Annotated in this window: 19 protein-coding genes; 7 read left to right on the top strand and 12 right to left on the bottom strand. The window is 69.3% G+C overall.

The window, feature by feature from the left end:
• The first annotated feature begins 29 nt into the window (after positions 1-29).
• Entirely contained in the window at positions 30-1040 is a 1011-nt protein-coding gene (locus OH146_RS08835) for a LacI family DNA-binding transcriptional regulator (protein WP_265159518.1), read from the top strand.
• A gap of 44 nt (positions 1041-1084) precedes the next feature.
• On the opposite strand, the gene OH146_RS08830 is transcribed toward OH146_RS08835, so the two are convergent.
• The 4 genes from OH146_RS08830 to lplAB are packed head-to-tail and all read right to left on the bottom strand — an operon-like array spanning position 1085 to position 4833.
• A complete protein-coding gene (locus OH146_RS08830) occupies positions 1085-1942 on the bottom strand; it encodes a DNA-methyltransferase (protein ID WP_265159516.1) in 858 nt (285 codons plus the stop codon).
• Positions 1935-2738, bottom strand: a complete 804-nt coding sequence (locus OH146_RS08825) for a heme ABC transporter ATP-binding protein (protein WP_265159514.1) — start codon at positions 2736-2738, stop codon at positions 1935-1937. The genes OH146_RS08830 and OH146_RS08825 overlap by 8 nt, the downstream gene beginning before the upstream one ends.
• Positions 2735-3805: a FecCD family ABC transporter permease gene (locus tag OH146_RS08820; RefSeq protein WP_265159512.1), complete on the bottom strand. Its 1071-nt coding sequence runs from the start codon at positions 3803-3805 to the stop codon at positions 2735-2737. The genes OH146_RS08825 and OH146_RS08820 overlap by 4 nt, the downstream gene beginning before the upstream one ends.
• Positions 3784-4833 (bottom strand): lipoate-protein ligase LplAB, encoded by a 1050-nt coding sequence (lplAB, locus tag OH146_RS08815; protein WP_265159510.1) that lies wholly within the window; start codon positions 4831-4833, stop codon positions 3784-3786. Before lplAB ends, OH146_RS08820 begins: the two co-directional genes overlap by 22 nt.
• An 82-nt stretch (positions 4834-4915) precedes the next feature.
• Between lplAB and OH146_RS08810 the strand changes: the two genes are divergently transcribed.
• On the top strand, positions 4916-6520 hold the full coding sequence (locus OH146_RS08810) for an alpha-amylase family glycosyl hydrolase (RefSeq protein WP_265159508.1): 1605 nt from the start codon (positions 4916-4918) through the stop codon (positions 6518-6520).
• On the opposite strand, the gene OH146_RS08805 is transcribed toward OH146_RS08810, so the two are convergent.
• Positions 6507-7754 (bottom strand): cytochrome P450, encoded by a 1248-nt coding sequence (locus OH146_RS08805; RefSeq protein ID WP_265159506.1) that lies wholly within the window; start codon positions 7752-7754, stop codon positions 6507-6509. The two genes, OH146_RS08810 and OH146_RS08805, sit on opposite strands and share 14 nt — an antisense overlap.
• A gap of 365 nt (positions 7755-8119) precedes the next feature.
• Here OH146_RS08805 and OH146_RS08800 point away from each other — a divergent pair, with 365 nt between their 5' ends.
• Positions 8120-9079: a hypothetical protein gene (locus tag OH146_RS08800; protein ID WP_265159504.1), complete on the top strand. Its 960-nt coding sequence runs from the start codon at positions 8120-8122 to the stop codon at positions 9077-9079.
• Positions 9080-9289: 210 nt separating this feature from the next.
• On the opposite strand, the gene OH146_RS08795 is transcribed toward OH146_RS08800, so the two are convergent.
• Positions 9290-10153 carry an alpha/beta fold hydrolase gene (locus OH146_RS08795; protein WP_265160727.1) on the bottom strand — a complete coding sequence of 288 codons (864 nt, stop codon included), beginning with the start codon at positions 10151-10153 and terminating at the stop codon, positions 9290-9292.
• 109 nt (positions 10154-10262) lie between these two features.
• Between OH146_RS08795 and OH146_RS08790 the strand changes: the two genes are divergently transcribed.
• The gene (locus OH146_RS08790; RefSeq protein ID WP_265159502.1) at positions 10263-10667 is read left to right on the top strand and encodes a MarR family winged helix-turn-helix transcriptional regulator; all 405 of its coding nucleotides are present in this window, start codon (positions 10263-10265) and stop codon (positions 10665-10667) included.
• Positions 10664-12016, top strand: coding sequence for an MFS transporter (locus OH146_RS08785; protein WP_265159500.1), 1353 nt, complete (start codon positions 10664-10666; stop codon positions 12014-12016). Before OH146_RS08790 ends, OH146_RS08785 begins: the two co-directional genes overlap by 4 nt.
• On the opposite strand, the gene OH146_RS08780 is transcribed toward OH146_RS08785, so the two are convergent.
• From OH146_RS08780 to ddaH, 5 genes are all read right to left on the bottom strand, one after another.
• The gene (locus OH146_RS08780; protein ID WP_265159498.1) at positions 11997-12137 is read right to left on the bottom strand and encodes a hypothetical protein; all 141 of its coding nucleotides are present in this window, start codon (positions 12135-12137) and stop codon (positions 11997-11999) included. The genes OH146_RS08785 and OH146_RS08780 overlap by 20 nt on opposite strands.
• A gap of 15 nt (positions 12138-12152) precedes the next feature.
• On the bottom strand, positions 12153-13079 hold the full coding sequence (locus OH146_RS08775) for an alpha-E domain-containing protein (protein WP_265159496.1): 927 nt from the start codon (positions 13077-13079) through the stop codon (positions 12153-12155).
• 376 nt (positions 13080-13455) lie between these two features.
• The gene (locus tag OH146_RS08770; RefSeq protein WP_265159494.1) at positions 13456-14580 is read right to left on the bottom strand and encodes a carboxylate-amine ligase; all 1125 of its coding nucleotides are present in this window, start codon (positions 14578-14580) and stop codon (positions 13456-13458) included.
• Positions 14581-14701: 121 nt separating this feature from the next.
• Positions 14702-15955: an ornithine--oxo-acid transaminase gene (gene rocD / locus OH146_RS08765; protein WP_308214949.1), complete on the bottom strand. Its 1254-nt coding sequence runs from the start codon at positions 15953-15955 to the stop codon at positions 14702-14704.
• Complete coding sequence (ddaH, locus tag OH146_RS08760; RefSeq protein ID WP_265159492.1) at positions 15928-16785, bottom strand: dimethylargininase; 858 nt, start codon at positions 16783-16785, stop codon at positions 15928-15930. The genes rocD and ddaH overlap by 28 nt, the downstream gene beginning before the upstream one ends.
• Before the next feature lie 103 nt (positions 16786-16888).
• On the opposite strand from ddaH, the gene OH146_RS08755 reads away from it, so the two are divergent.
• Entirely contained in the window at positions 16889-17326 is a 438-nt protein-coding gene (locus tag OH146_RS08755) for an Lrp/AsnC family transcriptional regulator (protein WP_265159490.1), read from the top strand.
• Between the two features lie 2 nt (positions 17327-17328).
• Here the strand turns inward: OH146_RS08755 and OH146_RS08750 are convergent, their stop codons facing one another.
• Positions 17329-17670: an ArsR/SmtB family transcription factor gene (locus OH146_RS08750; RefSeq protein ID WP_265159488.1), complete on the bottom strand. Its 342-nt coding sequence runs from the start codon at positions 17668-17670 to the stop codon at positions 17329-17331.
• 121 nt (positions 17671-17791) lie between these two features.
• Here OH146_RS08750 and OH146_RS08745 point away from each other — a divergent pair, with 121 nt between their 5' ends.
• Positions 17792-18823 (top strand): isopenicillin N synthase family dioxygenase, encoded by a 1032-nt coding sequence (locus OH146_RS08745; protein ID WP_265159486.1) that lies wholly within the window; start codon positions 17792-17794, stop codon positions 18821-18823.

The raw sequence follows: 18823 nt of genomic DNA, 5'->3' as shown, positions 1-18823 counted from the left end.
ACACGACAACCGGCAGGAGGAGGGCGAGCGTGACCCTCGACGTCGAACGCGCGGGAGCCCCCACCCTCGAGGAGGTCGCGCGGGCAGCAGGCGTCTCCCGCTCGACCGTCTCCAGGGTCGTCAACGGCAGCCCGAATGTCACGGCCGATGTCATCACGGCCGTCACGACCGCGATCGACAAGCTCGGTTATGTGCCCAACCGCGCAGCGCGATCGCTCGCCAGTCGGCGCACGCACGCGATAGCCCTCGTCATCCCTGAGAACACGGCCAAGTTCTTCGCCGACCCGTATTTCGCATCCGTCATCCAGGGCGTTGCGATGCACCTCGCCTCCACCGACTACACCCTCAGCCTGCTCATCGCGTCGGAGACCGAGTCGGAGAAGACGCGCCGCTACCTGCAGGGCGGCAACGTCGACGGGGCGCTCATTCTCTCGCACCACAGCGACGACCAGGCCTACGTGCAACTCTCCCGCCGCATGCCTGTTGTCTTCGGCGGGCGACCCATGAGCGACGACGCCTACTACGTCGACGTCGACAACGTTGCCGCGGCGCGGTCGGCGACCGAGTATCTGGTGCGGCGAGGCAAGACGCGCATCGCGACCATCAGCGGACCCCACGATATGGCGTCAGGGCTCGACCGGCTCGAGGGGTGGCGGCAGGCGCTCGCTGCTGCAGGCCTGCCCGCCGACCTGCACGAGGAGGGCGACTTCACCCCGCCGAGCGGGGAGGCGGCGATGCGGCGGCTCCTCGCCCGGGACGAACCCTTCGACGGAGTCTTCGCGGCGAGCGCCCAGATGGCATCCGGCGCTCTCATCGCCCTGCGGGAGGCGGGCCTGCGCGTGCCCGAGGATGTCGGCATCGTCAGCATCGACAACGACTACTTCGCGCAGAACGCACTGCCACCGCTCACGACGGTCGATCAGCCCTCCGTACGGCAGGGCTCCACCATGGCGGACGTGCTGCTGCGCCTCATCGACGGGCAGGACGTGCCCCGCACGACCATCATCCCGACCTCGCTCGTGGAGCGCGCCTCCGTCTGATCGCACGGATGTCGCAGCATCCCCGATCCCGTAGCATCCGCCGGTCAGCGGCTTTCGAAGCGGATGCCGGCTGCCTCGAGCCGCGCCGTGATCACGTCGATCGACTCCGCGCTGCGGTCGACCAGCACGAAACGTCGGCCGAGCGCCCCCGCAACAGCCCCCGTCGTGCCGGAGCCCGCGAAGAAGTCGAGCACCCAGTCCCCTTCGCGCGACGAGGCCTGCACGATGCGCCGCAGGATGCCCGCAGGCTTCTGCGTCGGGTAGCCGGTTTTCTCGCTGCCGGTCGGCGACACGATCGTGTGCCACCAGACATCCGTCGGCAGTTTGCCGCGCTCCGCCTTCTCGGGCGTCACCAGACCGGGCGCCATATAAGGCTCGCGGTCGACAGCCTCCGAGTCGAAGTGGTAGCGCTGCGGGTCTTTGACGTAGACGAGGATCGTGTCGTGCTTGGTCGGCCAGCGCCGCTTCGACTTGGCGCCATAGTCGTAGGCCCAGATGATCTCGTTGAGGAAGCATTCGCGGCCGAAGAGTGCATCCAGCAGCACCTTGGCGTAGTGCGCCTCCCGGTAGTCGAGGTGCAGGTAGAGCGTGCCGTCGTCGGTGAGCAGCCGCCACGCCTCCGTCAGCCGCGGCTCCAGGAACGACCAGTAGTCCTCGAAGGTGTCGTCGTAGCTCATGAGGTCACCACGGATGCGCTCATACTGCACCCCTTTGAACCCCGCGTTGCCTCCGGATGCACTGCGCACGCTCGTCGTCGACTGTCGTCGCTGGCTCCGGCCCGTGTTGAAGGGCGGGTCGAGGTAGACGAGGGTGAAGGATGCGTCGGGCAGCGCCGCAATCACGTCGAGGTTGTCGCCGTGGATGACGAGGTTGGGCGATTCGGGCGTCCACGACTCAGTCACGTGACAATCCTCCCGGATGCCGCACCGGCAGCACGAGCGGCCGCCCCGTGCCCGGCTGCGGGATCACCTGCACCTCGAGCCCGTACGCATCCCCGACGATGTCGGCCGTGAGTACCTCCTCGGGCGCGCCGATCGTCACCATGCGGCCCCGCGCGAGCAGGGCGATGCGGTCGGCGTAGGCCCCCGCGAGGGAGAGGTCGTGCAGCACGACCACGACGGCCTTCCCCTCGGATGCCAGCACTCGCGCCGTGCGCATGACATCCTCCTGGTGCCGCAGGTCGAGCGCCGCGGTCGGCTCGTCGAGGTACACGATGTCGGTCTGCTGCGCGAGGACTCGGGCGAGGGAGACGCGGGCCTTCTCGCCGCCCGAGAGCGCCGTGTACCGACGGTCGAGGAGGTGCGTGACATCCGTCGCCGCAACGGCCGCGGCAACCGCGGTGCGATCCGCTTCGGGGTCACCCGAGCGACCCCACGGGCTACGACCCATCTCGACGACCTCGAGGGCGCGGAAGGGAAAGCTGACGGTGTTCTCCTGCGTGAGCACGGCCCTGCGGCGCGCCAGCTCGAGGTGCGAGCACTCGCGCGCGGGCCGCCCGTCGTAGAGCACCTCGCCGCGGTCGGGCCGCCGGTCGCCCGCGAGCACTCCGAGCAGGGTCGACTTGCCGGCACCGTTGGGTCCGACGAGCGCGAGCACCTCCCCCGCAGCGATCGAGACGCTCACGTCGTCGAGGATGCGCAACTCCCCCACGTGCACCGTGACGTCTCGCGCCTCGACGCGCACCTTCGTCGGCGTCATGCCCAGCCTCCGCTCTGCTTGCGGGCGCGGTAGAGCAGGTAGAAAAAGAATGGCCCGCCGACGAGCGACGTGAGCATGCCGATCGGCAGGTCGGCCCCCGCGATGAGCGTGCGGGCGAGCACGTCGGCGAAGACGAGCAGCACGCCGCCGCCGATCGCACTCGCGAGGATCAGGGGGCGATGGGCCGGCCCGATCGCCATGCGGATGATGTGCGGCACGACGAGCCCGACGAAGGCGATGATGCCGCAGAATGCCACCGCCACCCCCGTGAGCAGGGCGACGAGCACGATCGACACGACGCGCAGGAGCTCGACGTCGACCCCGAGGTGGCGGGCGGCCCGCTCACCGAGCGCGAGAAGGTCGTAGCGCCGGGCGAGGAACAGCGCGACCGCGCATCCGGCGAGCGCGACGACCGCGACGATGCCCACCTCGGGCCAGCGCGCGCCGTTCATGGAGCCGAGCTGCCAGAAGACGATCTGCTCGCGGCTCGAGGTGTCTCCCAGAAACATGAGCAGCGCGAGCCCGGCGCCCGCGAAGGCGTTGATCGCGATGCCGGTCAGCAGCAGCGTCACGACCTCCGTGCGCCCGGACGCCCGCGACACGAAGTAGACGAGGAGCACCGCGAGCAGGCCCCCCAGGAAGGCGAGGAGGGCGACCGCCCAGCCGCCGAGGGCCGTGAGCCCGAAGACGATCGCGGCCGCCGCGCCGAGGGCCGCGCCGGACGAGACCCCGACGACGCCGGGCTCGGCGAGAGGATTGCCGAAGATGGCCTGCATGACGGCGCCCGCGACCGCGAGGGCCGCGCCCACGACAAGGCCCATCACGAGGCGGGGGAAGCGCACCGCCCAGAGGGTCGCGTCAATGACGGGGTCATCCGAGGCCCAGGTCGTCTCGATACCAAGGCCACGCAGGATGCCGCCGACGACCTCCTGCGGTGTGACGGGCAGCTGGCCCACCATGGCCGACAGCACGACACCCCCGACGAGGGCCGCGCCGAGGACGGCCGCCAGGGTGAGGGACCGCTTGCGGGGATGCGCCGCCCCCGTCACGGGACCCGTTGCAGCCACGCGTCCGTTGCGAACTTCTCCTCCACCAGCGCCTCGGCCCGCGCGAGCTCCTCGGGCGTGATTTCGCCCGGCGTGAGCCCGTAGAGAGTGCGGAAGGTTCCGAGCATCCGCTCGATGATCTCCTCCCGACTGAGCCCCGTCTGCGCCTTGAGCGGGTCGACTCGCTTGTTGGCGCTCGTCGTGCCCTTGTCGCTCATCTTCTCGCGGCCGATGCGCAGCACCTCTACCATGCGGTCGCGGTCCATGTCGTAGCTCATGGTCACGTGGTGCAGCACGGCCCCGTTGCCGAGGCGCTTCTGTGCGGCCCCGCCGATCTTGCCCTGGGGGCTCGTGATGTCGTTGAGCGGCTGGTAGCTGGCATCGATGCCGAGCGACTTGAGCGCCGTGATCGCCCACTCATCGAGGAAGGCGTAGGAGTCGGCGAAGGTCAGCCCCTGCACGAGGTCACCCGGCACATAGAGCGACCAGGTGATGATGCCGCCCGCCTCCATGAACATGGCGCCGCCGCCCGAAATGCGCCGCACCACGTCGACGCCGTACTTCTTGGCGTTGTCGAGGTCTACCTCGTTCTTCAGCGACTGGAAACTGCCGATGACAACGGCGGGCTCGTTCCACTCCCAGACGCGCAGCGTCGGCCCGCGGCGACCCGCGCCCACCTCCTCCGTGAGCACCTGGTCGAGGGCGAGGTGCAGGCGCGGCGGCATGGGGCCCGGGTGCAGGAGCTGCCAGTCGTAGTCGGTCCAGGAGCTCGCGCGGGCGAGGGAGCGGCGCACCGCGATTCCCACCGCCTCGGGGCTGAAGCCGAGCAGTTGGGCGCCCTCAGGAAGGGCGGAGCGAACCGCGGATGCAATGGTTGCGGCATCGCTGTCCTGCGGCAGCCCTTCGACGGCCCGGTTGATGTCGAGCAGCGCGTCGTCGGGTTCGAGGAAGAAGTCACCCGCAAGGCGGAAGTTCGCAATGCGACCCTGCTCGACATCGAGGTCGACCACGACGAGCTTGCCGCCCGGAACCTTGTACTCCCCGTGCATCCGCACCCCTTTCTCGACTTAGGTAAGCCTAATGCCCGGCACTTTTCGCGAGTTGCCAGCTTCGGCCCCTAGCGTCCGGGGCATGGAGCCGCCGATCACGGACAGCGAACGCCGGGCCGCCCGCGCCGAGACCTCCCCCGACTGGGTGCGCGACACCGTGTTCTACGCGATCGATGTCGCCCGCTTCCGCGACAGTGACGGCGACGGCTTCGGCGACCTACCGGGGCTCATCGAGAAGTTCGACTACCTGGAGGAGTTGGGGGTCGGATGCCTCTGGTTCCTGCCCTTCTACCCGAGCGCCCGGCGCGACAACGGTTACGACGTCACCGACTACTATGGGGTCGACCCGCGCATGGGCACCCTGGAGGACTTCCAGCGGCTCACGACGGAGGCTCACGCCCGCGGCATCCGTGTCATGGTCGACCTGGTCGCGCACCACACCTCGGAGAAGCATCCGTGGTTCGAGGCGGCGCGCGCCGACCGCGGTTCCCGCTTCCACGACTACTACGTGTGGTCCTACGAGGAGCCGACGACGAGCCCCGAGGAGAGCGTCTTTCCCGAGGAGGAGCGCGGCATCTGGAGCTATTCGCGGCACGCCGACGCCTGGTACCGGCATCGCTTCTACTCCTTCCAACCCGACCTGCGCATCGCCAACGACGCCGTGTGGGCGTCGATCCTCGGTGTCGTCGACTTCTGGATCGCGATGGGGGTCGACGCCTTCCGCATCGATGCGGCCACCCACCTCTTCGAGGACAAGGGCGTCGAGGGCGGCACCGCACGGCTTGACGAGCGGATGGATGCGCTGCGCTCCTACCTCGCAGAACGCGCGCCCGGCGTCGCACTCGTGGGGGAGGCCGACGTGGCCACGTCCGCGATCCCGCCCTACTTCGAGCGCGGGCGCTTCGACTCCCTCTACAACTTCCTCGCCAACAACACCCTCTTCCTCTCCCTCGCCCGCGAATCGGCGGAACCGCTCGGTGAATGCCTCGCCGGCCTGCACGATGAGGTTCCGGATGGCACGTGGCTCAACTTCGTGCGCAACCTCGACGAGCTCGACCTCGAGCAGCTGCGCCCCGAGGACCGCGCGGAGGTGCGCGACCATTTCGCCCCCGACGACGACATGCGCATCTACGGGAGGGGCATCCGTCGCGGCTGGGCGCCCATGATGCGTGGCGAGGCGCAGCTGCGGATGACCATGAGCCTGCTCTTCGCCCCGCCCGGTGCGCCCCTGCTCGCCTACGGCCACGAGATCGGCATCGGCGAGAACCTCGCGGCGGAGGGGCGCAAAGCCGTGCGAATCCCCATGCAGTGGAGCGCGGAACGCCACGGCGGCTTCACCCGTGAGGGGCGCAGCGGGATCACGGATGCGGCCCAGCCACGCGGGCGCTACGGTTACCGCCGACGCAACGTCGAGGCGCAGCGCGGCGACCCGCAGAGCCTGCTGACGCTCACGCGCGAACTCATCTCACTGCGCCGCGACCATCCCAGCATCGGCGGCAGCCCCTGGCAGCTGCGCGCCGAGGGCCCGCTCCTGTGGCTCGCCTATGGGCCGCTCACGGCGGTGCACAACCTCTCGCGGCGGCACCAGCGCGTCGAGGCGGTCGAGTCGCAGCGCCGGCTGCTCGGCGACGATCTCTCGGCCGGGCGCATCCCCGGTTACGGTTTGTGCTGGTTCATGGCAGAGTGACGTCCTCGATCACGAAGCCGCTCTCGGGAATGGCGGGAAAGCGCTGCAGGCTGATGCGCAGATCCTGCTCCGGGATCGAATAGCGGATGTCGCGGCTCAGGCACCGCGCCGCCCGCACCATCAGCTCGATCGTCGCCCGCTCGCCGGGGCAGCGGTGCCCCGTATCGGCATCGCCCGCGCCCTGCGGCACAAGGGTGTAGGGGTCGCCGGCCCAGCTGGCGAAACGCTCGGGCCGGAATCTTTCGGGCTCCGCCCACAGCGCCGGATGGTGATTGGTGCCGTAGAGGTCGAGCATGACCCAGTCGCCCTGCGCGAAGGACTCGCCGTGCCACGAGAACGGGATGCGCGCGGTGCCGCCGATGACGGGGAAGAAGGGGTAGAAGCGGCGCACCTCCTGCACGAAGGGCAGCACGGCGTCGTCGTCCTCTCGCAGGCGCTCCGCCTCGGTGGGATGCCTGCGGAGGGCATGGGCGACGAACACGATGAAGCGGGCGACGGCCACGACGGGGCGAAGCACGTTGATGAGCTCGACCGCCGCGACATCCGTCGGCAGGGGGTTCCCCTCTGGGTCGGCATGGTGGGCGATAGCGGCGATGATGCTGCCCTGCTCGGCGCCCTCGCCCCGGGCCCGCCACGTCTCGATCAGCTCCGCCGCCCAGGCCTCGGTGCCCTTGCGGCGGGCGCGCGCCGCCCAGTTGGCGGGGCCGAAGGTGCCCGCGTTGTCGATCATGCTGATGAGTTCGGCACCGCGCTGCTCGATGTCCACGGTCGCGGGCATGACGCCGACCCAGCGCAGGGCCGTGCGAGTCAGCACGGGCACGAGCTCGTCGTACAGCACGACCCGGCCGTGCCACCCGGCCGCCGCCTCAAGCAGTTCGCGCTCGAAGAAGTCGCCCACGGCTTGCACCGCGTCTTCCTCGCCGAGTGCGCGCTGGAACATGCCCTTGCGGTGCGCGTGCGCGTGGCCGCTCAGCGACTGCACGCTCCCCTCGTCCTGCAGCAGGTGAAACACGGATGTCGGCATCGCCCGGTCGCGACCGAAGCGGCCTCCGCTATAGAACATCTCCGCGGCATCCGCGCCCCTCGTGATCGTGACGGGTCGGCCCATCATGCGGGTGCGAAAGGCGTCACCGCCCACGCGATCGAACCGTCGTGTGCCGAAAAGGTAGCCGTCACCGAGGAAGCCGAGGGTGCTGTCGAGCACGGGAAGCCGCGGGATGCCGGAGTCAGTCATGCCCCCAGTCAAGGACGGGTGCCCGGATGCCTCAAGGCCCGCCGAGGGAATCCTCAGGTCTGCACGCGGCGCCGCGCCGCCCGGCGCACCCCCACTCCCGCCGCCCCGACCCCACTCCCGCCGCCCGGCGCACCCCCTCTGCCCGACCCCACTCCCGCCGCCCGACCCCACTCCCGCCGCCCGGCGCACCCCCTCTCCCATCAACGCGGTGTTTTCTGCTCAGCGCGGCCGCTACAGCACGCGCACTGAGCAGAAAACTCCGCGCAGTCACCAGGACACTCCCCCACAAGCCCAACTCGCAGAACTTCTGTACATAGTCGAAGGAGACAACACGCAGACGACACCGAACTCGACAGGGTTGGCGGATGCGACGCTTCCAGCTACCCGAATGGGCCGACGATTTCGTACTCGCGAGCGACCTCACGTCTCCTGCCGAACTGAGCGAGCTCCGCCGCCGACGCGCTTCTGGCGATTTGATGCGCGTGCTGCCCGGTGCGTACCTGCCGCGAGCAGTCCACAACGCGCTCGCTCATGAACGGGCACACCTTGCGACGGTGCGGGCCGCCGCGCTGACCGCTCGTGATGAACTCGTCTTCGCTCATCAGTCCGCGGCAGTGCTGTGGCGGATGCCGCTGCTGGGGCCTCCCCCATCGCGAGCGCACGTCTCGGTACCGCCCCAGGCCGGCGGCCGCTCGAATCAGTCGCTCGTGCGCCACGCCTCGTCGCGCGCGTTCGATCCCGTCGAGGTCGACGGGCTTCTCACGACCCCTCTCGCGCGAACGGCGGTCGATCTCGCAGCCGCACTTCCATTTGATGCCGCCGTGGTCGTCGCGGATGCTGCGCTTCGCCGCACGAAGTCCCCTCTGGCGGGTGTGCCGCTCACCGACGTCTCGCCTGAATCTCTCCGCCGAGAGGCTTGCCGAATTCCCCTACGCCGTGGCGCCGCTCGCGCTTCCCTCGCGATCAACTTCGCGGATGGCGCGGCTCAGCTCCCCGGCGAGTCGGTGAGCCGTGTGAGCATGCTGCGCGCGGGCGTGCCCGCGCCTGTGTTGCAGCAGGAACTCGTTGGCGCGAGTGGCGCCACGTATTACGTCGACTTCTGGTGGCCGCAGTTCGTCCTCATCGGTGAGTTCGACGGGGCCGCCAAATACTCAGACCCCGTGTTCCTTGCGGGGCGCACGCCCGAACAGGCACTCCTCGACGAGAAAGCTCGCGAAGACGACCTGCGGCTCGCCGGCTACCGCTTCTGCCGCTGGACCTGGGATGTCGCTCGCAATCCGCGCGCGCTGCGCCACCGTCTCGCGCTGGCGGGCATGCCTCTCTGAGGTCGGCGGGAGTGGTTCAGCGAGACGCGCGAACCCCAACACCGCGGTGTTTTCTGCTCAGCGCGGGGCCTGCAACGGCCGCGCTGAGCAGAAAACACCGCGCTGTTGGGACGCGGGCGGGCCGGCAAGCGGGCGCGGCTGACGCGACGGGCACCGGCGGTGCGGCTCAGTGCTCAGCGCAGTGCGGCTCAGTGCTCGGCGCAGTGCGGCTCAGTGCTCGGCGGGGCGCGGCAGCCGCTCCTCGAGCCACGCCACCGTGTCGGCGAGCACCTCGTCACGGTTGAGTTCATTGAAGATCTCGTGCCGCGCATCCGTGTAGACGATGAGTTCGACGTCGCTGAGCCCTGAGCGCGAGATGTACTTCTCGGCGAGCAACTCGGCGCTGCGTTCGCCACCGAAGGGGTCGTCGCCGCCGATCTGGATGAGCAGCGGCACGTCGTGGGTGAGGTTGCGGCGGGGTCGCCCCATGAGCCGCAGGGCGTCCCACAGCCCGAACTGCGTGATGGCGGATGCCCGGAAGCAGAGCGGATCCTCCGCGAACGCCTGTGCGACAGCGGGGTCGCGGCTGAGCCATTCGTTGCCGGTCGTGCCGAGGTGGCGGTGCCGCTTGTTGAGGTCGCCGCCGTTCATGTGGGTGAAGGTGCGGTAGGCGGTGCCGCTGAGCATGACGGCGTCGTATTCGTCGGGGTGGTCGTTGACGACGATCTGGGTGAGCAGGGAGCCCCAGCTGTGTCCGAGGATGGCGAGGGGGGTGCCTGGATGCTCGTCCCGGATGATCCGCGTGAACTGGCGCACCGCATCCACCGTGCCCCGGAGTCCGCCCGGCCCGAGTCTGCCGAGCCGCTCGAGGTCGCCGCCCCATTGGCCGAGCCCGGTCTGCCCGTGCCCGCGGTGGTCGTCGGCGTAGACGGTGTAGCCCGCCGCGACGAAGGCCTGCGCGACATGCTCGTAGCGGCCGGCGTGTTCGCCGAGCCCGTGTGAGATCTGCACGATGCCGCGGGGGGCGCCGACCTTCCACTCGTAGTAGCGGATGGTGACTCCGTGGGCGTCGACGTAGCTGCCCTCCGCGCGCATTGCCGTGAACTTGACCACTGCCCCTCCTCCCTCGGGTGGCCTCAGTGTATTGGCGGCGACTCCCGCCGTCCCAGTCTTTAGCCAAGCTAATTCGTTAGCCTAAGCACCTATGGATTCCGAGCTGCGCCTCACAATCGCCCGCCTCGCCCGCCGCATGCGGCAGGAGCGAGCGGAGGCCGACCTCGGCCCGAGCCAACTCGGCGTGCTGATCGCCCTCGCGGTGCGCGGTCCCCAGACCCTCGGGGAGCTCAGCACCCACGAACGCGTGACAGCCCCGTCGATGAACCGCACCGTCAACCTGCTCGAAGCATCCGGTCTGCTCGCCCGCGCCGCCTCGCCCTTCGACGGCCGCAAGGTCATCATCGACCTGACGGATGCGGGCCACGCGCTCGTGGACGAGACCAAGCGCCGCCGAGACGCCTGGTTCGCGGAGCGCCTCTCCTCGCTCAGTGACCACGAGCGCGCCGTGCTCGACGCCGCCCTCCCCGTGCTGCGGAAGCTGGCCGAGGAATGAGGCGGATGTTCCGTTCCTTCGGCATCCTCAACTACCGCCTCTGGTTCGTGGGCGCTCTCGTCTCGAACATCGGCACCTGGATGCAGCGCACAGCCCAGGACTGGATCGTGCTGACCGAGCTCACGGACAACGACGCCGCCGCGCTCGGGATCACGCTGGCCTTGCAGCTCGGGCCGCAGCTCGTGCTGCTCCCGTGGTCGGGCCTCATCGCCGACCGATTCGACCGGCGACGCGTGCTCATGGTGACGCAGACGGCCATGGGGATGCTCGGGCTCGCGCTCGGCGTCATCGTGCTCGCCGGCGTCGCTCAACTGTGGCACCTGTATGCCTTCGCCCTCGCTCTCGGCATCGCCTCCGCCATCGACGCGCCCGCGCGGCAGGCCTTCGTCTCGGAGCTCGTGACCGAGCGCTACCTGCCCAATGCGGTCGCCCTCAATTCCCTCTCGTTCCACGGGGCCCGGCTCGTGGGTCCCGCCGTGGCGGGCATCCTCATCGCTCTCGTCGGCACCGGTTGGGTCTTCATCATCAATGCGGCGACCTTCGCGGCCGTGCTGGTGGCGCTCATGCTGATGCGCCGCTCGGAGCTCGTGCCGACGACCCGGACCCGCCGCGGCGAGCGCGGTCAGCTGCGCGCGGGCTTCCGCTACGTGCGGTCGCGACCCGACATCGTCGTCGTGCTCGCGATGGTGTCGCTCGTGGGCACCTTCGGCATGAACTTCGCGATCTACATCTCCACGATGACGACCATCGAGTTCGGTCTCGGGTCGAGCGAATACGGGCTCCTCTCCTCCGTCATGGCGATCGGCTCGGTCGCGGGGGCCCTCATGGCTGCCCGCCGGGAGCGCCCTCGCCTGCGGGTCATGGTGAGCGCGGCGGCCGCGTTCGGCCTGGTCTGTCTGATCGCGGCATTCATGCCGAACTACTGGACCTTCGCGGCCTCCCTCGCCGTGCTCGGGGCGTGCACCCTCACCTTCATGACCTGCGCGAATGCCTACGTGCAGACGACGACGGAGTCGGTCATGCGCGGTCGGGTCATGGCGCTCTACATGGCCGTCTTCATGGGGGGCACGCCGATCGGCTCCCCCATCGTCGGCTGGGTGACGAATCACCTCGGCCCGCGCTGGGGCCTCGGGGTCGCGGCCGTCGCCGGCTTCGCTGCCGCCGGTGTCGCCCTCGTCTGGCTCGTGCGCTCGCGCGGGCTGCGCATCACCTACCGCACGTCGGGCCGTCGACGGGTGGGCTTCGCCTTCGAAGCGGACGGCCGCGCCGACGAACAGGTGGGCGAGGATGCCGTGGAGGCGGCGACGACGGAGATCGCGGTCGGCGAGGTCACGGGCCAGCGTCGCTGATGCGGTTGCTCACGCCTCCCGCGTGATCTCCACCGTCACGAAGCCCATCGGTCGTGACCGGAAGCATCCGTGCCTCGTTGCAGGAGGCCGCGACATCCGCCTCGTAGCGGAACCCCGTCACTGACCCGCAGCCGATTCATGTCGTGCCGCCGACCCAGTTCGGAGCGGCCTCGTTGGGGAAGTAGCGCCGCATGGCATGCTCAGAGACGGCGCTCGTCGCCACCTGCACGCTCTCGACGTGGCTCTTCAAGTCCGCGAGGATCTCGGCGATCGGGCGGTACTCCAGCTCACTGCGGATCTGGCCGAGGACGCGACGGCTCTCGTGCTGCGCCCCGAAGTCGCTGCGCGGCTCGATCTCGGCGAGCGCCTGCTCGGCCCGCGAGATGGAGAACAGGATGCTGCGGGGGAACTGCCGGTCGAGGATCAGGAACTCTCCCGCCTTGAGCGCGCTCGGCGCGCCGCTGTGGGTGCGCAGGTAGGACTCGTAGGCGCCGCAGCTGCGGAGGATGGTCGTCCATGAGGGACCCGTCTCCTCCGTGAGTGAGCGGGTGGAGAGCAGGCGGGCCGTCATGTCGGCCCGCTCGAGGCTCCGGCCGAGGGTGAAGAAGTACCAGGACTCGTCGCGGCGGGTGGCGGATTCGATGATGCCGACGGCGAGCGCCGAACGCTCCCGCACCCAGCTGATGAAGGCGTGCACCTTGTCGTCAGCGACCTTGCGCGGGGTGCGAGCGCGCGTCGTGTTGAGGCACTCCCACAGCTCCGTCGAGACGACCTCGCGAGCGCGGCGTGCGTTCTCGCGGGCGGCCCCGAGGGAGGAGGCGATCGAGGAGGGCTGCGAGCGATCGACCGCGAGCACCGACAGCACGTCCTGCCGCGTGAGGTCGGCGCCGCCCGGCGCGGAGGCCCCCATGACCTCCAGCAGGGAGCGACAGGCAAGGTTCTCGTCGATCCACGGGTCCTCGATGAGGAGCTGCAGGTGTGCGTCGATGACGCTCGCCGTGCCGTCGGCCCTCTCGATGTATCGGCCGATCCAGAAGAGTGATTCGGCAATTCGGCTCAACATCGCCGCGCCTCCCGCGTTTGTTGCTGTTGTTTTCGCTGGCGTTGCTCCGGCGCGTCGTCACGGGGAGCCTGGTCTTGCGGATGCTCGCGCCCCCTGTTGCTCGGAGCACTCCCCTGCCGGTCGGCCCCCACCGGCCACTCGGGTTCGTGGCGTTGGCCCACCACCCGGGTGTCTTTCGATCCGCTCGCGGTAGACGGGTCGCACGTCACCGCTCGCACTGAACACTTCGTCCCAGGCCGGATGCTCGCCGCGGCGTGCGGAGGCGATTCCGTAACCGTCGAACAAGCCGTCCATGGCCTGAACATAGGCTCGCGGTGTTGCGCGGATATTTCGGGAGACGGGTCCTTCGCGTTACCGTTTGCTCACACGGCGGGGTCTATACGGGGCTGCTCTCGGGAGTCCTCGCGTCAACCGTCCCCGGATCCGGGGCGAGCGACGCATGGAATAGCGCCGCGAGCGCCGGCCGGCCGCCCCGCTCGTAGGCCGCGCGCTGGCGAGCGGCACCCGTCCCCTCGCGGAAGATCCGATCGACCCACTCTCGCACCCGCTCAAGGTCGCCCTCCGACTCGAGCGCCTCCGCCACGTGCTCGACGAGCGCATCCACCGCCTCCCTCGCGGGAACGATGACGCCCGTCGCCGGATGCACGAGTTCGTCCGAGATGCCATCGCGCGCCGCGTGCCATAGGGCGGCATCGATCAGCTCGGCGTCGAGGGCGGGCGGCAACTCGCGCCCCGAGAGCGCCGTCGTGACGAGGCCGCGCGTGAGCGCCGCCAACAGCACCGTGTGCCACGCCTCCAGCTGCACGTCGGGCGCCCGGATCTCGATTGTCGGCAGGTGAGTGGAGAGCCGGATGTTCCACATCACGAGGGCGTCATCGAAGGTGGCGCCGACCCCGACGAGACGGTGCAGACGGGTGTCGTAGTCCGCGGCATCCGCGAAGTGGGGCGGGGTGCCCCGCGTCGTCCAGCGCTGCAGCTGGATCGTGCGCCAGCTTGAGAAGCCTGTGTCCTCGCCGTCCCAGAAGGGCGAGTTGGCACCGAGTGCGGTGAGCAGCGGCATCCAGACCCGGATGCCGTTGAGGGCCCGCACGCCCTCCTCACGGTCCTCGACGTGCACGTGCACGTGCAGGCCGTTGAAGTAGTAGTCGCGGCCCACCTGGCGGTACTCCTCGCGCACCCGGTGATAGCGCGGCTTGTCGGTCGTGACGCTACCGCCCGTCCGCTTGGGGAACGCGCCGCTCGCGCACGCGAGCACGCCGACGGATGTCGCAGCCTCGCGCAGCCGGCGACGGAAGGCGTCGAGGTCCGCCACCGCCTGCCCCGTCGTCTCGAAGACGGGGCTGGGGCGCTCGATCTGGCTGAGCAGGAACTCGCGCTGCACGTTCTTGCTCTCGACCCGTTCGACCCGGAGGGCCCGGTAGACGGCGGGGCTGACGTCGCGCGGGTCGAGCGTCTCGGGGTCGACGAAGCAGTACTCCTCCTCAACGCCGAATGTCACCATCGCGGTCTCCTCTCCTACACCTACGCGAATAGTAGGCACAGGTGGGCGCGAGACGCTCTCACCGTCGCTTCAGCCGTCGGCCCCATCATTCGGGAATGCCGGGCTGGCGCGATCGCCCGCGTCAGCGATCGCTGACTTCTGAGAGCACGGCGGCGAGTTCGTCGACCGCCCAGTCGAGGTCGGCCTCGTCCACCACGATGGGCGGGGCAAGCCGCACAGTCTGGCCGTGGGTGTCCTTCGCGAGGATGCCGCGGGCCATGAGCCGCTCGCAGAACTCGCGTCCCGTGCCGAGCGCCGGGTCGATGTCGATTCCCACCCAGAGTCCGGCACCGCGCACCGCCACGATGCCGTCGCCCACGAGAGCGCCGAGCCGCTCGTGTAGACGGGCGCCGAGCATCCGCGCCCGCTCCTGGGGCTCGCCGCCCGCGAGCATCCGCACGACCTCCGTGCCGACGGCCGCCGCGAGGGGGTTGCCGCCGAAGGTCGAGCCATGCTGACCCGGGCGGAGCACCCCGAGGATGTCGGCGTCGCCGACGACGGCCGACACGGGCACGATGCCGCCGCCCAGGGCCTTGCCGAGCAGGTAGAGGTCGGGCACGACTCCCACGAGGTCGCAGGCGAAGGTCGCGCCCGTGCGACCGAGGCCGGACTGAATCTCGTCGGCGATCATGAGCACGCGCTCGCGAGTGCACAGCTCGCGCACCCCGGGCAGGAAGTCGGCCGGCGGCACGATCACGCCCGCCTCGCCCTGAATGGGCTCAACGAGCACCGCGACCGTGTTCTCGTCGATCGCGGCCGCAATCGCCCCCACGTCGCCGTAGGGCACCGTGCGGAAGCCGGGGCCGAATGGACCGAAGTCGTTGTAGGCATCCGGGTCGTCGCTGAAGCCAACGATCGTCGTCGTGCGGCCGTGGAAGTTGCCCGCCATGACGACGATGTTCGCCTCCCCGGATGCGACGCCCTTGACGCGGTAGCCCCAGGCACGGGCGACCTTGATACCGGACTCGACGGCCTCGGCCCCCGTGTTCATGGGCAGCACCATGTCTTTGCCCGCGAGCGCCGCAAGCTCGGTCACGAAGACGCCGAGCTGGTCATTGTGGAAGGCACGACTCGTGAGGGTCACCCGGTCGAGCTGCGCCTTCGCCGCCGCCACGAGCCGCGGGTGCGAGTGTCCGAAGTTGACGGCCGAGTAGGCGGCGAGGCAGTCGAGATAGCGGCGCCCCTCGACATCCGTCACCCAAGCGCCCTCCCCCGTGCTCACGACGACGGGGAGCGGGTGGTAGTTGTGCGGCGAGTGTTCCGCCTCCGCCGCGATCGCAGCGTCCGTCGTCGATCGGATGCCCGGGGTCACCGCCGCAGCTCCAGAGTGCAGCACTTGACACCCCCTCCCCCGAGCAGCAGCTCCGAGAGGTCGACGCCGACGGGCGTGTACCCGCGCTCGCGCAGTTGCTCGGCGAAACCGAGGGCGCGGCTCGCGATGACGACCGTGCTGCCGTCGCTGAAGCAGTTGAGGCCGAGGACCGCTGCGTCGGCCTCGCTCACGATGATGGCGTTCGGGAAGCGCATCCGAAGCACCTCGAGGCTCGCGTCGCTGAACGCTGACGGCAGGTAGGCGATGGTCGGCTCGGCGTCGGCCTCCGGCTCGGGGTCGAGCACGGCGAGCGCTGTGTCGAGGTGGTAGTAGCTGGGGTTGACGAGCTCGAGACCGATGACCTCGCGTCCGAAGACGGCGGCGAGTTCGTCCTGGCTGTCCGTCGTGCTGCGGAAGCCGGAACCGGCGAGCACGACGTCACCAGCGAGCAGGAAGTCACCCTCGCCCTCGTTGACGTGCTCGGGCACCCGCACCTCGTAGCCCGCCTGCGCGAACCACTCCATGTAGGCGGGCCCTTCTGCCGCGCGCTCCGGATGCGTGAACTTCGCCCCGTAGGCGACGCCATCGAGCACGAATCCCCCGTTCGCCGCGTAGACCATGTCGGGCAGCCCGGCGATCGGCTCGATCAGCTGCACGTCGAAGCCGAGCTCGAGGTAGGCCTGATGCAGGGTCTCCCACTGCCGCACGGCGAGGGAGGTGTCTGTGGGGTCTTCCGGGTGCATCCAGGGGTTGATGCGGTAGCTGACCGTGAAGTGGTCGGGCCGGCACATGAGGACCGTCCGGCGGCTGCCGGTCCTGGCGATCGGGGAGGCCTGGGTGTCGGTGAGCGTCATGCTTCCAGTGTCACAGCGATGACGGGCAAGCTTTCGCGAAGCCACGCAGAGATTTAGCGCAAACCCTGGATATGACGCAACATCCGCGCGTAGGGTGGCCGCCATGGACAATCTCGATCACGGAATCCTCGCCCAGCTGCGCAAGAACGCGCGCGCCGGCTACGGCGACATCGGCGACGCGATCGGCCTCTCCGCCTCCGCCGTCAAGCGCCGTGTCGACCGCCTCGTCGCGGAGGGGGTGATCCGTGGATTCACGATCCAGGTCGATCCCGCGATCGAGGGTCTCGGCACGGAGGCCTATGTGGAGATCTTCTGCCGCGGCACCGTCGCGCCGGGAGAGCTGCGGCGGATGCTCGCCGACATTCCCGAGGTCGTCGGCGCCGGCACCGTGAGCGGCAGTGCGGATGCGATCCTGCACATGAGGAGCCGCGACATCCACAGTCTCGAGGTCGCCATCGAGAGGGTGCGCGATGCGCCCAATGTCGACCACACCCGCAGCTCGATCGTGCTGTCGAAGCTGATCGAACGTGGCCGCGACTGAGTTCAGATGATCCACCCGTCGGCGCTCGGGTAAGCGTCGAGGAGCGGCTCGACGGGCTCGTAGCGGCGCTCCCAGAACTCGCCGTACTCGATCAGCCAGCGCGCAGCATCCTCGAGGGGATCGGCGCGGAGGGAGCTGATGGTCGCGGTGCCGACATGGCGGCGGTGAATGAGCCCCGCCTCCTCGAGCACACGCAGATGCCGGGAGATGGCGGGCTGGCTGATCGGAAAGTGGTGGGCAAGCTGTCCGACGGTCGCGTCGTCGTCTCGCAGGAGCGTGAGGATGCCGCGGCGCGTAGGATCGCCGAGCGCCGTGAACACCGCGTCGAGGTCGATCTCAGCCATTCATAACCCCCAGGTTTTAGAACAGGAAGTTTAAGAATAACGAGGTTTTCACCGAGATAGCGCCGAAATGCTGTCGCGTAACGAGGCGCGCCGGGAAGGGCCGAATTGCTACAACTTAACAATGACCACGGCGACACTCCCCATCCTCGACCTCTCCCGCCTCCAGAAGGGCGATGACGAGGCCGCTGCCTTCCGCCACGACCTTCGCGAGGCGACCCACGAATACGGGTTCTTCTACCTCACGGGGCATGGCATTCCTGAGGCGCTCTTCGACAGTGTCATCGGCACGGCGCGGCGCTTCTTCGACCTCCCGGTCGATGACAAGCTCGAGATCGAGAACATCAAGAGTCGCCACTTCCGCGGCTACACCCGCATCGGCGGCGAGTTCACGCAGGGCAAGGTCGACTGGCGCGAGCAGATCGACATCGGACCCGAGCGCGAGGCGGTCGAGAAGGGCGAGGGAGTCGCCCCCTACTGGACGCTCGAGGGCCCCAACCAGTGGCCGAGCGCCCTTCCCGAGCTGCGCGACGTCGTCGCCGAGTGGGAGGCGAACATGAACGCCGTCGCCATCACCCTCATGCGGGCGTGGGCCGAGTCGCTCGGTGCGGACCCCGAGACCTTCGACGCGGCATTCGCCCACGATCCCTCGACTCTCATCAAGATCGTGCGCTACCCCGGCAAGGACGACCCGACCCCCCAGCAGGGAGTCGGCGCCCACAAGGACTTCGGTGTGCTCACCCTGCTTTACGTCGAGGAGGGCAAGGGCGGACTCCAGGTGGAGAAGGACGGCGAGTGGATCGACGCACCGCCCATCCCCTACACCTTCGTCGTCAACATCGGCGAGCTCCTGGAGGTCGCAACCGGCGGCTACCTGCGGGCCACCGTGCACCGCGTCATCTCGCCCTCAGCGGGCCAGGACCGCATCTCGATCCCCTACTTCTACGCCCCCGCACTCGACGCGACGATCCCGACCATCACGCTGCCCCCCGAGCTCGCTGCCAAGGCCAAGGGCGTGACCCCGGATGCTCATGGCGAGCCCCTCTACGCGACCTACGGTGAGAACGCGCTCAAGAGCAGGCTCCGGGCCCACCCGGACGTCGCGGCGATTCACCACCCGGAGCTCGTGAAGGCCCCCGCCCCCGCATCGGCCTGA

Origin of the sequence: Homoserinimonas sedimenticola (genome assembly GCF_026094475.1) — a bacterium.
In the GTDB taxonomy this organism is placed as follows: Bacteria; Actinomycetota; Actinomycetes; order Actinomycetales; family Microbacteriaceae; genus Homoserinimonas; species Homoserinimonas sedimenticola.
The sequence above is the reverse complement of the archived record's forward strand: the minus strand, read 5'-3'. Positions and strand labels throughout refer to the sequence as shown.

Coding starts and splice junctions, on each gene's coding strand:
- OH146_RS08745 (WP_265159486.1), top strand. CDS start 17,792: ATGACCACGGCGACACTCCCCATCCTCGACCTCTCCCGCCTCCAGAAG.
- OH146_RS08755 (WP_265159490.1), top strand. CDS start 16,889: ATGGACAATCTCGATCACGGAATCCTCGCCCAGCTGCGCAAGAACGCG.
- OH146_RS08775 (WP_265159496.1), bottom strand. CDS start 13,079: ATGTTGAGCCGAATTGCCGAATCACTCTTCTGGATCGGCCGATACATC.
- OH146_RS08805 (WP_265159506.1), bottom strand. CDS start 7,754: ATGACTGACTCCGGCATCCCGCGGCTTCCCGTGCTCGACAGCACCCTC.
- ddaH (WP_265159492.1), bottom strand. CDS start 16,785: ATGACGCTCACCGACACCCAGGCCTCCCCGATCGCCAGGACCGGCAGC.
- OH146_RS08795 (WP_265160727.1), bottom strand. CDS start 10,153: ATGCGCGCGGAGGGCAGCTACGTCGACGCCCACGGAGTCACCATCCGC.
- OH146_RS08790 (WP_265159502.1), top strand. CDS start 10,263: ATGGATTCCGAGCTGCGCCTCACAATCGCCCGCCTCGCCCGCCGCATG.
- OH146_RS08800 (WP_265159504.1), top strand. CDS start 8,120: ATGCGACGCTTCCAGCTACCCGAATGGGCCGACGATTTCGTACTCGCG.
- OH146_RS08825 (WP_265159514.1), bottom strand. CDS start 2,738: ATGACGCCGACGAAGGTGCGCGTCGAGGCGCGAGACGTCACGGTGCAC.
- OH146_RS08810 (WP_265159508.1), top strand. CDS start 4,916: ATGGAGCCGCCGATCACGGACAGCGAACGCCGGGCCGCCCGCGCCGAG.
- OH146_RS08750 (WP_265159488.1), bottom strand. CDS start 17,670: ATGGCTGAGATCGACCTCGACGCGGTGTTCACGGCGCTCGGCGATCCT.
- lplAB (WP_265159510.1), bottom strand. CDS start 4,833: ATGCACGGGGAGTACAAGGTTCCGGGCGGCAAGCTCGTCGTGGTCGAC.
- OH146_RS08785 (WP_265159500.1), top strand. CDS start 10,664: ATGAGGCGGATGTTCCGTTCCTTCGGCATCCTCAACTACCGCCTCTGG.
- OH146_RS08770 (WP_265159494.1), bottom strand. CDS start 14,580: ATGGTGACATTCGGCGTTGAGGAGGAGTACTGCTTCGTCGACCCCGAG.